Raw genomic sequence first — 13,251 nt, 5'->3', positions numbered from 1 at the left:
TAGAAGAGAAATAACAAAGGAGAATATAGTAAAAAATATAATGCGTCTGCCCTGTCTACTATAGTGTCTCTTGCGTATGACTATAGTTATACGCAAGGGAGACTATAGTTATCCTTGTGTTATACTATAGTTAAACGAAGTAATATTAGGCAATAAAGATAATCTTATCAGGCTACGAAACCAATCCGATTCGCATCGCGACGGAGAACGCATCCCTTTTGGTACGTTTATCCGATCCAACAACTACACTTGATTATACGTAAGGTTAAAGAAATCCACCAAAAGACTGAAATATTTCTCTCAAAAGCGATGTTTATATGCTAAATTGTTATAATTTTGCAGCCAAATCTTTTCTATTCGACAGGATAAGAAGAGAAATTCAATATTCACAATTTAACAAAAGAAAAAGATGAAAGTAGCTATTGTTGGCGTAAGCGGAGCCGTAGGACAAGAGTTCCTGCGCGTGCTCGATGAGAGAAACTTCCCGATGGACGAGTTAGTTTTGTTCGGTTCTAAACGTAGTGCCGGAACAACCTATACTTTCCGCGGTAAACAGATCGAGGTGAAACTCTTACAACACAACGATGACTTTAAAGGGGTAGACATTGCTTTCACTTCTGCTGGTGCAGGAACATCCAAGGAGTTCGAAAAAACAATCACCAAGTATGGTGCTGTGATGATCGACAACTCCAGCGCTTTTCGTATGGATGCCGATGTGCCTTTGGTAGTGCCTGAAGTAAATGCAGAGGATGCACTGGAACGTCCGCGCGGCGTTATCGCCAACCCGAATTGTACGACTATCCAGATGGTAGTTGCACTGAAAGCCATCGAACAGCTTTCTCATATAAAAACCGTGCACGTGTCTACCTATCAGGCAGCAAGTGGCGCGGGTGCCGCTGCTATGGACGAATTATACGAACAATATCGTCAGGTATTGGCAAACGAACCTGTGACTGTAGAGAAGTTTGCCTATCAGTTGGCTTTTAACCTGATTCCGCAGATCGACGTGTTTACAGAAAACGGTTATACGAAAGAAGAGATGAAGATGTATAATGAAACACGCAAGATCATGCATTCTGACGTAAAAGTTAGTGCAACTTGTGTACGTGTTCCTGCATTACGTGCTCACTCTGAAAGTATTTGGGTAGAAACTGAACGTCCGATTTCCGTAGAAGAGGCTCGTGAAGCATTCGCTAACGGTGAAGGTCTGGTTCTTCAGGACAATCCTGCCGAAAAAGAATACCCGATGCCGTTGTTCCTGGCAGGTAAAGACCCGGTATATGTAGGCCGTATCCGCAAAGACCTGACAAACGAAAACGGATTGACTTTCTGGATTGTAGGTGACCAGATCAAGAAAGGCGCTGCCCTGAATGCTGTTCAGATTGCCGAATATCTGATTAAAGTAAAAAATATCTAATACAATAGACTGGATATAATATCCGGTCAATGACAGATAAGCCAAATAAATCAACCGGCTTGCAATGTGATAGTGATCGCAATGCAAGCCGTTTTTTTATTTTCTAAATTACCTATTAAAGAAAAGGTACCTATTATTAGGTAAAATATCCCCAGTTGCAGGTATTAAGATTTGTGAAAACAACTATTTATAGTGATTGATATAAACTCGGTTTTTATCGAATTTTGCGCAAAATTTATCTATGAAGTATTGTCTTTTTAATATAGCATTTTGGGGGCTACTCTTTTTCAATTTATTTGAGGCCACAGCTAATTCAAACATCTATACAATCTCGGGACGTGTGACCGAGGCAAAAACGAATTCCCCCCTGCCTGGTACTTCTATTCTCATTAAAGGTACCTATTTGTGGGCCGTATCCAATCAGAAAGGAGAATTTACGATACAAGGAGTACAGGAAGGGAAATATAATCTGGAGGTTTCTTTTCTTGGTTATGTACCGGTAACAATTCCCGTAAATGTACGCAGCAATATCAATAACCTTCCTATCATACTCAAAGAAAATACACTTGCACTGGATGATGTAGTCATCACTGCACAAGCACCCAAAAATGAATTAAACACAACGCTCACTATCGGAAATCATGCATTGGAACATCTACAGGTGTCCAACGTGAGCGATATCTCCGCTCTCCTTCCGGGAGGAAAGACTAAAGTGCCGGATCTTACCGCCAATAATATCTTCTCATTACGCGACGGAGGGTCAACAGCCGGTAATGCCGCATTTGGAACAGCCGTAGAAGTGGATGGAGTTCGTATTGGAAACAATGGTTCGTTTGGCAATATGAGCGGAGTGGATACCCGGAATATCACTGTTGCAGATATTGAATCGGTGGAAGTCATCACCGGAGTGCCTTCGGCAGAATATGGAGACTTGAATAGTGGTATGGTCAAGATTCACACCCGGAAAGGGAAAACACCCTGGAACATATTGCTATCTATCAATCCTCGCACCGAACAGGTTTCATTTGTTAAAGGATTGGATTTAGGAAACGATAAAGGTGTCATCAACATAAGCGGTGAGTGGACCAAGGCTACTCAAAAGTTGGTATCTCCCTATTCTTCTTATATAAGAAGAGGATTCTCTGCCGGATATAGCAACACGTTCCGTAACGTATTGAGATTCGACATCGGTGTTACAGGCAATATCGGAGGAATGAATACCAAAGATGATCCTGATGCCTATTCGGGAGAATACAACAAAGTGAGAGATAACGTATTCCGGGCAAACACTTCACTGGCCTGGCTGCTCAACAAATCGTGGATAACCAACCTTAAGTTCGACGCATCAATATACTACAATGATAACAACTCCCACGCGCATACGTTCTACTCGTATGCATCGGAGCAACCGACTGTTCATGCCACGGAGGAAGGATATTTTATGGCAAACAAACTGCCATATACTTACTTTGCCGACCAAATCATCGACTCCAGAGAACTGGATTATGCCGCATCGTTAAAATATGAATGGAACAGACGATTTAAGACTGTAAACAGCAACCTGAAAGCGGGCGTTCAATGGAAAGCAACAGGCAATGTGGGCGAAGGAGAATATTACAAAGACCCAGCATTGGCTCCGAACGGTTATCGTCCCCGTCCTTACACTACTTATCCATATATGCATAATGTTTCACTTTATGCAGAAGAAAGTCTCTCATTTCCTGTGGGAAACACCATGCTTAGACTGATGGCAGGGGTACGTTGGGAACATTTGTTTATCAAGGGAACGAAATATAAAAATCTGAATACTCTGTCTCCGCGTTTCAATGCCAGATGGCAGTTGAACGAATATATCGCTATCCGCGGTGGCTGGGGAATTACCGAAAAGCTACCCTCTTTCTATACCTTGTATCCCAAACAGGAATATCGGGATATACAGACTTTCGGCTTTTCCTATAATAAGATTGAATCATCTTATATATATTATAGTCAGCCCTACACGTTATTGCACAATGAGAACCTACGCTGGCAACGAAATCAGAACGCAGAAATCGGTCTGGACGTCAACATCGCCCGTACCCGGATTTCATTAGTCGGTTATTTCAACCGCACCAAGCTGCCGTATAAGTACACAAGTACTTATACTCCGTTCTCCTACGATGTGCTCCAATTGCCGGATGGATTCACGATGCCGACTAACCCGCAAATCAATGTAGATAACCAGACAGGGATGGTTTACATACGCGACAATGCATCCAGTTACTGGACTCCTATGGATGTCAAAGTGACTGACCAGACTTTTGTAAAGTCAACTTCTCCCGACAATGGAATGGACGTGATTCGTCGCGGAGCGGAAATGATTGTTGATTTCCCGGAAATCACCCCGATTCGCACGCAATTCCGGATAGATGCCGCTTATACTTATACGAAATACATCGACAACTCTTTATCGTATTATTATCAGAATGGATGGTCGCACACCAGTCTTGCCAATCGTTCTTACCAATATGTAGGTATCTACGCCAATGGCGACAATTTATCGACTACCGCCAACGGCAAGCGTACCCACTCGCTGGATGCCAATATCACAGCCATCACCCGTATTCCGAAAGCCAGACTGATTATCTCGTGCCGACTGGAAGCTTCGCTCGTGAAGCGTTCGCAGAACATCTCCGAGTATCAAGGAAAAGAATATGCTTTCAATGTGAGCGAAAGCAGTAATACCCAAACCGGAGGAAGCATCTATGACGGTGACTCTTATACTGCCATCTGGCCGGTGGCATACCTCGACCTGAATAATGAGATGCATCCTTTCACATCAGCGGAAGCCGCGAATCCGGAATTCTCCTATCTGATACGTAAATCGGGCAATGCCTATACATTTGCAGCAGACGGATATGATCCTTATTTTTCTGCCAATATCAATATCACTAAAGAGATTGGAGACTATGTATCCCTTTCTCTCAATGCGATTAATTTCACCAACTCACGGCCTTATGTAAAATCTCATGCAACGGGTGTTAGCGCTCTCTTCACCCCGGATTTCTATTATGGACTTACTTGCCGTATCAAATTCTAACTATATGAAGCAATCCATCTACATATTATTACTAACAGTGACTGGCATCTTTGCAGGATGCACGGATATCGATAAAGAGAATCCGTATGACAACCAGTTGCACAGCTTGCAAGTTACTGCCGTATATCCGGACGGATACACGGATCATCTCCGGGAAGGAGTGACCGTAAAGATTGAAGATGTCGACCGTGGAAATTCTTACAAGGCTAAAACCGACAAGAATGGAGTCGCACAATTCTCTTTGACTAAAGGTATATACCGCGTACAAGTCAGCGACAAAGACGGAAAGGATATTTTCAACGGATTAGCCGATAATGTCAAACTAACCAGCGGAGACATGTCTCTTAATCTCCCGCTCATTCATTCCAAGGCCGGGACGATCATTATTAAAGAGATTTACTGCGGAGGATGCACAAAGTTACCGCTGGAAGGAAATTATCAGTCCGACAAGTACATTATCCTGCATAATAACGACTCGGAAGTGCAATATCTGGATAGTTTATGCTTCGGAGCACTCGACCCTTACAATTCACAAGCCACTAATGTATGGGTGACACAGGATGAAGCAACCGGAGCAACCATCTTCAAGGACTTTGCTCCCATCGTTCAGTGTATATGGCAATTTGGCGGTACCGGTAAAACATTCCCGCTTCAGCCGGGAGAAGATGCAGTGATTGCCATCAACGGAGCGGTTGACCATGCGGCACAATATCCGCAATCTGTCAACCTGAACAAACCCGGATATTTTGTATGCTATAATAATGTTTATTTTCCGAACACACAGTATCATCCGGCTCCGGGCGACCAGATCACACCGGATCATTACCTGAACGTAGTGTTGAAGACTGGTCAGGCGAACGCCTATTCATTCTCGATATTTTCTCCTGCCGCGGTTATTTTTAAAGCCAAGGATACCACGATACAGGACTTCGTTCTAAAAGAGGGAAGCGTCATACAAAAACCGGGAAGCACTACGGATCAGGTGATAGCAATACCACTCGACTGGGTGATTGATGGCACGGAAGTATATTATGGCGGTTCTTCCAACAATAAAAAGCGTATTTCTCCATCCATCGATGCGGGATATGTCACTCAAAGTGCCACATACAACGGACGCAGTTTATACCGTCATGTGGATGAAGAAGCGACACAGGAAGCGGGTTACGAAGTACTGGTAGATACAAACAACTCTTCTACCGATTTTTATGAACGGGAAAAACAATCTTTGCATGAGTGAGATGAAGAAAATATATATAACAGGCCTTTGGATCCTATGTCTGACATCCGGAGTTTCGGCGCAGACTTATGACATCATCGAACGGCGTAACTCCTGGAATGCCGGGACAAATGTCACAGGTATCATGATGGACAGTATTTCTGCTTCCTATGCCGAACTGTACGGAAAGAATAACCACGGTGATTTCCGCAACTATTACGAAGCAAAAGAAGCATGGAGTGCCGGAGCGGTAGCAAAGTCCATCACTCATCTGAAAGGTTATTCACTGACGGGTTCGTTCTCATTCGATCATACTTCAGGCAAGGATATGAGCGGTTCGATGTTTATCCACCCAGGATTTTATCCCGTAGACCTCCTGGAGTTCACACCCGGACGTAAAGACTTGCAAACTTACACTTTCATGGGTGGTATTGCAACTGATATTTCACCCAACTGGCGATTAGGAGGAAAGATAGACTTTGCCGCTTCCAACTATTCCAAACGAAAGGACTTGCGGCATACCAATTACCGACTGGATTTGAAAATAGCCCCCAGCGTCATGTATCATTCGGGAGACATGGCGATCGGCTTTTCCTATATTCTCGGTAAAAACAGTGAATCTGTGAAAGCAGAAGTCATCGGTACAGCCGAAAACTCTTACAATGCTTTTCTGGATAAAGGACTTATGTATGGAGCTTACGAGGCATGGGACGGGAGTGGAATCCATCTTAGTGAATCGGGTGTCAACGGTTTCCCCATCAAAGAATTGTCGAACGGGGTAGCCGTGCAACTTCAATGGAAAGGATTTTACGGAGATGCAGAATACACATATTCTTCAGGTTCTGCCGGTGAAAGAGATGCTATCTGGTTTAAATTTCCAACCCACCGGATTACCTCCCATTTGAGTTATCATTTCAAACAGGGAAAGAAAGAGCATTTTCTACGACTGAACTTGCAATGGTCACATCTGGTCAACAATGAGAATGTGATAACCAAGGAAACGGTAAACGGGATAACGACCACTCACGTACACGGTTCCAATCGTATTTTTGAGCAGGATGTTTTCTCCGTCCATCCCGAATATGAATTGATTAGTCCCCGCACGGAACTTCGCCTGGGAACGAATATATCAACATTCAGACGACTGACCACACAGATGTATCCTTATGTGGTTTCGGAAAAGATGATTTGTAGCCAGACTTATATCTCCAGCGTATTTCATCTGGGGAAACTCGACCTGAAAGCGGCTGCATCCTTTGCCATAGGAAACTTTACCGAGAAAAACAGGACTACGGCAACAGATACGGAACCGGGTGATCCGCCTTATCGGCTGACTGATTATTACAATCTGAAAAATGAATATGCAACCGCCCCACAAGCGACATTTCATCTCGGATTGCGCTATCATTTCAACTATGGAATTTATGCGGAAGTACAGGGTAGTTATACGCACGGTTTCAACCTGCAATATATAGATGGTTCGAACCGTTGGAACGAGACTATCAAATTAGGATATACTTTTTGAGAACAATGAATATAAATAAACTAAATTATTAAGCAATGAAAAAGAGTTTGACATTTATCTTCGCGGCAGCGCTTTTGGTCTCTTGTCAGCAGGAAGAGAACGAAGCTACGACTCCTGCAAACAGTCGCATTACTATCTCTCCCATTATTACACGTGCTACGGAAGTTAACTTTGAAACCGGAGATAAAATCGGTGTTACAATCACCCAAAACGGTGACTTCGTATATGCAGAGAATAAACAGATGACATACAATGACGGAGTATTTGCAGGCGATTTACTCTGGTACCCGGAAGGAAATGACAAATCGCAAATAGTAGCCTATTATCCCTATAAAGAGGGTAATACTCCGGCTTCATTTACTGTTGAAACCGATCAGACTAGTGGATATGGAGCGTCAGATTTTATGGCAGCAAAGAAATCGGATGTACTTCCGACTACCAACGTTATAAGCATGAACTTCAAACACATGTTTACTAAATTAGTGATTAATGTAACAAAGGAAGTAGAAGCTAACATCTCGTCTATCGCATTGAAAGGTTCCATCCCGACTGCAACTCTTGATTTGAGTGCTCTCACAGTGACTGCTGATGCAAACGCCTCCGCAACAAGCATTGTTGCACAAGCCGTTAAAGCGAATGAGACATACCGCGCCATTATCGTTCCCCAAACAGTAGCCTTGACGCTTGAAGTAGCAACATCTGACGGCAAGACCTTGTCACAGAAGCTCACATCTACCACTTTGGCACAAGGAGGACAATACAGTGTGAACATTCGCGTGTTACCTGACGATATAGAAGTCAAACTTAGTGGTGACATTGAAAACTGGACAGATGAGGGTGAAATTGGAGCTGATAATGAGATTCCTTTCGAGGAACATCTCGATCAGAACTATTTCCTGTATGATAATGTAAAATATAAGACTGTAACTCTCTCAAACGGTACGACATGGATGGCTGAACCGCTTATTTATTTACCGAAAGGGTATACTCCTTCAAGTGATCCAACTGCTGATAGCCATGTTTGGTATCCGTATGAAATCACAGCCGACGGTGCAACCGTAGCTACAACAAAAGAAAGTGCCATAAAAGAATTAGGTTATCTATATGATTTCCAGGCTGCACTGGGTGGTAAAGAAATTACTGATAGTAATCTGACCTCCTTTGAAGGAGCACAAGGAATCTGCCCGAAAGGATGGCACATACCGACACGTCTGGAGTACTTTAATCTGGTAGGAAAAACAACGAATGATGCCGACGGCAAGGTACCGGCTGATGGTGATAAAGCTCTTTTTTATGATGCAGCTTATGATGGAGCCAAAATATCATCACTGATGGATGCAGGATTCAATTACCAATTCTCCGGTGTTCGTATGGCAACAAGTCTTACAGGCGCCGGCAGCTACCAAAAAACTGCAATAGCAGATGACGCCAAGATTCAAGCTGCGTGGCATGGAAAACCGGCAATGAATTATCTCATGACTTCGACCGCCTACAAACCCATATACAATAGTACCAGCGGCCTACTAACCAATATACAGTTCTTTGGATTAATGAGTACAATCAATGCAACCAAGTATCCGGAAGGCAGATTATCATTATCTTATGTTAGCATTAAAGCCGGTATGCAAGTTCGTTGCATAAGGGATCAAGCCGGCAACTAAAAGACTAATATTTGTTTCATGCCTTGAAACCTTTAGTTTCTCGGTGAGAAACCAACAGTTTCAAGGTTTGAAACTACCAGTTTCACACCGGGAAACTAAAAGTCTCAAGTAAGGTTAAGACTCCTCGCCCGTAAGGCGAACTATGATAAGCTATAAACAAACGATAAACAGATTACAAACTATATAAAAACGAAGCAAGAACAATGAAAACAAAAAAGCTAACAATCGCAATTGCCATCATGGCAATGACTTTTATCGGAACTTCATGTGGTAACAAACAACAGAAAAGCGTATCAGAAGCGACTACAGAACAGTCTGCATCTTCCGCCTTGGAAATTGATTCTCTTCTTGCCAATGCCGAAAGCCTTGCAGGACAAGAAGTGACCATTGAAGGCGTCTGCACACATACCTGCAAACATGGCGCAAAGAAAATCTTCCTGATGGGTAGCGACGATACCCAAGTGATCCGTGTAGAAGCGGGCACTTTGGGAGCATTCGATCCTAAATGCGTGAACTCCATCGTTCGTGTTACCGGAACACTGAAAGAACAACGCATTGACGAAGCCTACCTCCAGAACTGGGAAGCGCAACTCAAAGCACAGGCTGCCGAGAAACACGGAACCGGTGAAGCCGGATGCGACTCTGAAAAGAAAGCACGTGGTGAAACAGCCAACAGCCCTGAAGCCCGCATTGCAGATTTCCGTGCAAAAATAGCCGACCGCAAGGCAGAAACAGGAAAAGAGTATTTATCTTTCTATTTCATGGAAGCTAATTCGTATGAAGTGGAGTAGTAACATCCGTAAGTGGAGTCGACTCATACACCGTGACTTATCATTTTTCTTTTCCGGAATGGTATTGATATATGCCATTTCCGGAATTGTAATGAATCACCGTGACACTATTAATCCGAACTTCTCCATCACACGGAAAGAGTATAAGATAGCAGAAAAGCTACCGGATAAAGCAGGAATGAATAAGGAGAAAGTGCTCACTCTCCTGGAACCATTGGGAGAAAGCGGCAACTATACCAAATATTACTTCCCGAAAACGGACGTAATGAAAGTATTCCTGAAAGGCGGCTCCAATCTCCTGGTAAACGTGAAGACAGGAGAAGCGGTATATGAATCCGTCACCCGCCGCCCGCTTATCGGAGCAATGTCCCGTTTACATTACAACCCGGGACAATGGTGGACTTACTTCGCGGATATTTTCGCCATCGCTCTTATTATCATTACTCTCTCCGGCATTATCATGCTGAAAGGGAATAAGGGCATTATCGGCAGAGGAGGGATCGAAGTCATTGTCGGAATCTTGATTCCCATTCTTTTCCTTTTCTTCTTTTGAATAGAATAACAGATAAAATCAAATGGAACATATTATCGAATGTAACAATCTGACGCACTATTACGGCAAACGGTTGATTTACGAAAATCTTAGTTTCACAGTACCCAAAGGACGCATCCTGGGACTGTTGGGAAAGAACGGTACAGGCAAGACCACCACTATCAATATCTTGAGCGGTTACCTGAAACCCCGTTCAGGGGAATGTCGCATCTTCGGACAGGAGATTCAGACAATGGCACCGGCTCTGCGTCGCAATATCGGACTGCTCATCGAAGGTCATGTGCAATATCAATTCATGACCATCACCGAGATAGAGAAATTCTACGCAGCTTTCTACCCCGGTCAATGGAAAAAGGAAGCGTACTATGAACTGATGAATAAGTTGAAAGTCGCTCCCGGACAACGTATCTCACGTATGTCATGCGGACAGCGCTCACAAGTTGCCCTCGGACTTATCCTTGCACAAAACCCGGAACTTCTAGTATTGGACGACTTCTCACTCGGACTCGATCCCGGTTACCGCCGCTTGTTTGTCGACTATCTCCGTGACTATGCCCGCTCGGAAGAGAAAACCGTCTTCCTGACCTCACATATCATTCAGGATATGGAACGACTCGTTGATGACTGTATTATCATGGACTACGGAAAGATACTGATTCAGAAACCAATCGTCGAATTACTGGAAAAAGGACGTCGCTACACTTTCACTATTCCCGAAGGTTATGAACTTCCTGCGTCTGATGATTTCTATCATCCTTCTGTCATGCGAAACCAGTTGGAGACTTTCTCCTTTCTGCAACCGACAGAGACAGAAGCAAAACTGAAATCAATGTCAGTGCCTTACACTAATTTTCATAGTGAACAGGTAAATTTGGAGGATGCATTTATCGGCCTGACAGGCAAATACTAGAATCGTTGATAATTGATAAAAACAATGTACGCTATATTTTATAAAGAATGGATAAAGACACGGTGGTATTTTCTACTTGCCGTGCTCGCCACACTTGGTTTTACAGGCTACTGTATGCTCCGCATCAACCGGGTGGTAGAAATGAAAGGGGCTGCTCATGTGTGGGAAGTGATGCTGCAACGAGATGTCATCTTCATTGATATGTTGCAATATATCCCTCTGATTGCGGGAATTTTGATGGCTATTGTGCAATTTGTTCCCGAAATGCAGCGCAAATGCCTGAAACTGACTCTCCATCTGCCTTATCCGGAGTTGAAGATGACAGGTAATATGCTACTTTCGGGATTAGTGTTGCTACTTGTCTGCTTCGCTTCCAATTTCCTGTTGATGGAAGTATACCTGAATGGAATACTTGCCCATGAACTGAAGAACCACATATTGCTCACCGCTTTAACGTGGTATCTTGCCGGGATTTCCGGCTACCTGCTCGTCGCATGGATCTGCCTCGAACCGGCATGGAAACGTCGTATTCTGAATCTCATTATCGCTGTATTGTTACTCCGGATCTTCTTTCTGTCGCCCACACCGGAAGCATATAACAAGTTCCTCCCTTATTTAGTGGTTTATACTTTGTTGACAGCTTCTTTCTCGTGGCTTTCTATCGTACGATTCAAGGCCGGAAAGCAGGACTAGGAACAATTAAAAATTAAAGACTAAAAATTAAAAGATTGAGTAATGAGACGTTTCAGTACTATATTATTATATGTAACCATCGCTTTTCTGCTTCTCTGGCAGTTGCCCTGGTGTTACAATTTCTTTGTCGTAAAGCCGGAGAAGACTCCCTTTACCCTGTACAGTTTCGTAATTGGCGATTTCGCACAGATGGGACAGGAAGAGGGAAAAGGAAGCGTGCGTCGCGACCTGGCAGGTAATATTTATTCGGAAGCAGCTTTCGACAGTATCCTGCCTATGTTTTATTTTCGTCAGTTGATGTCCGATGAGCGTTTTCCGGATACCATTCAAGGAATCGCAGTGACTCCCAAAATGGTGCAGACGGAGAACTTCAATTTCCGCAGTGTACCTTCGGATATCAATGCGCCTTCCATCGGACTTTATCCTCTGATGGAATCCATGTCAGGACGTGTAGACCTGAAAATGCCGGATGACGTATTCCGCATCACCTCCAAAGGAATCGAGTTTATCGACATGGCCTCCAACAGCGTAAAGGAAGACAAGAGTCTTCAGTTTACCGAAGCTATGACTAAAAAGGAGTTTCGTTTCCCGGCAACAGAGATCGTAGGAAATCCAACGGTGAAAAAGGAATATGACGAAGGTTATCTTCTATTGGATGCCGACCGCCGTCTGTTTCATCTGAAACAGGTGAAAGGGCGTCCGTATGTTCGTGCCATCACCTTGCCTGAAGGACTGACACTGGAACATCTGTATCTGACAGAGTTCAGAAATAAGAAAACACTTGCTTTCATGACCGATGTCAACAATGCTTTCTACGTACTGCAAAACCGGACATACGAAGTAGTGAAAACAGGAATTCCTGTATTCAATCCCGAAACGGATGCATTAACCATTATCGGTAATATGTTCGATTGGACGGTACGTGTGACTACTCCGACCTCTGATAATTATTACGCATTGAATGCCGACGATTATTCATTGATTAAAAAATTAGAGAACGCATCGTCTACTCATTCCATGCCCGGTATTACTTTCACATCTTATACTGATAAATATGTAATGCCACGTTTCGAATAGTATTCCCATATTGAATGTAACAGTTGTAAGGGACTATCAAAAGTCAATCTATTAAATATGACTTAGGGTAGTCCCTTACTGTTTTCTTCCCATGCGTGTATAGGAAACAAAAAGAATTACAATCTTTTCTTCTGTAAGTATGGGCTTTTTCCAGCAAGAAAGTTTATCTTTGCCGACTCATTCAAATATTCAGACCGCAATTGCTTCTGCATTATACACAAACAAATACGGTAAAACGAAAAAACTCAAATTAAAAACCGTATGAAAGTTTACAAAGCATTTGCTTTCCTAAGTATCTTCATCATATTGTTCTATAATTGTTCGCTCCC

The 13,251-nt window shown here is 43.3% G+C and carries 10 protein-coding genes; all 10 read left to right on the top strand.

Going from position 1 to position 13,251, the window contains the following annotated elements:
- The first annotated feature begins 409 nt into the window (after nt 1-409).
- Complete coding sequence (locus ACT8YW_RS18320; RefSeq protein WP_217932133.1) at nt 410-1,417, top strand: aspartate-semialdehyde dehydrogenase; 1,008 nt, start codon at nt 410-412, stop codon at nt 1,415-1,417.
- Nucleotides 1,418-1,658: 241 nt separating this feature from the next.
- Complete coding sequence (locus ACT8YW_RS18315; protein ID WP_444106649.1) at nt 1,659-4,496, top strand: TonB-dependent receptor; 2,838 nt, start codon at nt 1,659-1,661, stop codon at nt 4,494-4,496.
- 4 nt (nt 4,497-4,500) lie between these two features.
- The gene (locus ACT8YW_RS18310) at nt 4,501-5,733 is read left to right on the top strand and encodes a DUF4876 domain-containing protein (RefSeq protein WP_342382621.1); all 1,233 of its coding nucleotides are present in this window, start codon (nt 4,501-4,503) and stop codon (nt 5,731-5,733) included.
- Entirely contained in the window at nt 5,726-7,237 is a 1,512-nt protein-coding gene (locus tag ACT8YW_RS18305) for a DUF6850 family outer membrane beta-barrel protein (protein ID WP_444106647.1), read from the top strand. The genes ACT8YW_RS18310 and ACT8YW_RS18305 overlap by 8 nt, the downstream gene beginning before the upstream one ends.
- A gap of 35 nt (nt 7,238-7,272) precedes the next feature.
- Nucleotides 7,273-8,898 carry a fimbrillin family protein gene (locus tag ACT8YW_RS18300; RefSeq protein ID WP_138293766.1) on the top strand — a complete coding sequence of 542 codons (1,626 nt, stop codon included), beginning with the start codon at nt 7,273-7,275 and terminating at the stop codon, nt 8,896-8,898.
- Nucleotides 8,899-9,101: 203 nt separating this feature from the next.
- The gene (locus ACT8YW_RS18295) at nt 9,102-9,689 is read left to right on the top strand and encodes a hypothetical protein (protein WP_444106645.1); all 588 of its coding nucleotides are present in this window, start codon (nt 9,102-9,104) and stop codon (nt 9,687-9,689) included.
- Complete coding sequence (locus tag ACT8YW_RS18290; RefSeq protein ID WP_004305100.1) at nt 9,676-10,242, top strand: PepSY-associated TM helix domain-containing protein; 567 nt, start codon at nt 9,676-9,678, stop codon at nt 10,240-10,242. The genes ACT8YW_RS18295 and ACT8YW_RS18290 overlap by 14 nt, the downstream gene beginning before the upstream one ends.
- A gap of 22 nt (nt 10,243-10,264) precedes the next feature.
- Nucleotides 10,265-11,152 carry an ABC transporter ATP-binding protein gene (locus ACT8YW_RS18285; RefSeq protein ID WP_444106643.1) on the top strand — a complete coding sequence of 296 codons (888 nt, stop codon included), beginning with the start codon at nt 10,265-10,267 and terminating at the stop codon, nt 11,150-11,152.
- A gap of 24 nt (nt 11,153-11,176) precedes the next feature.
- Nucleotides 11,177-11,845 carry a hypothetical protein gene (locus tag ACT8YW_RS18280; protein WP_004305102.1) on the top strand — a complete coding sequence of 223 codons (669 nt, stop codon included), beginning with the start codon at nt 11,177-11,179 and terminating at the stop codon, nt 11,843-11,845.
- Between the two features lie 42 nt (nt 11,846-11,887).
- Nucleotides 11,888-12,922 carry a DUF4857 domain-containing protein gene (locus ACT8YW_RS18275; protein ID WP_444106641.1) on the top strand — a complete coding sequence of 345 codons (1,035 nt, stop codon included), beginning with the start codon at nt 11,888-11,890 and terminating at the stop codon, nt 12,920-12,922.
- Nucleotides 12,923-13,251 lie beyond the last annotated feature (329 nt).

The organism is Bacteroides sp., from assembly GCF_052357945.1.
Taxonomy (GTDB): domain Bacteria; phylum Bacteroidota; class Bacteroidia; order Bacteroidales; family Bacteroidaceae; genus Bacteroides.
This window is presented reverse-complemented; position numbering and strand designations above follow the sequence as displayed.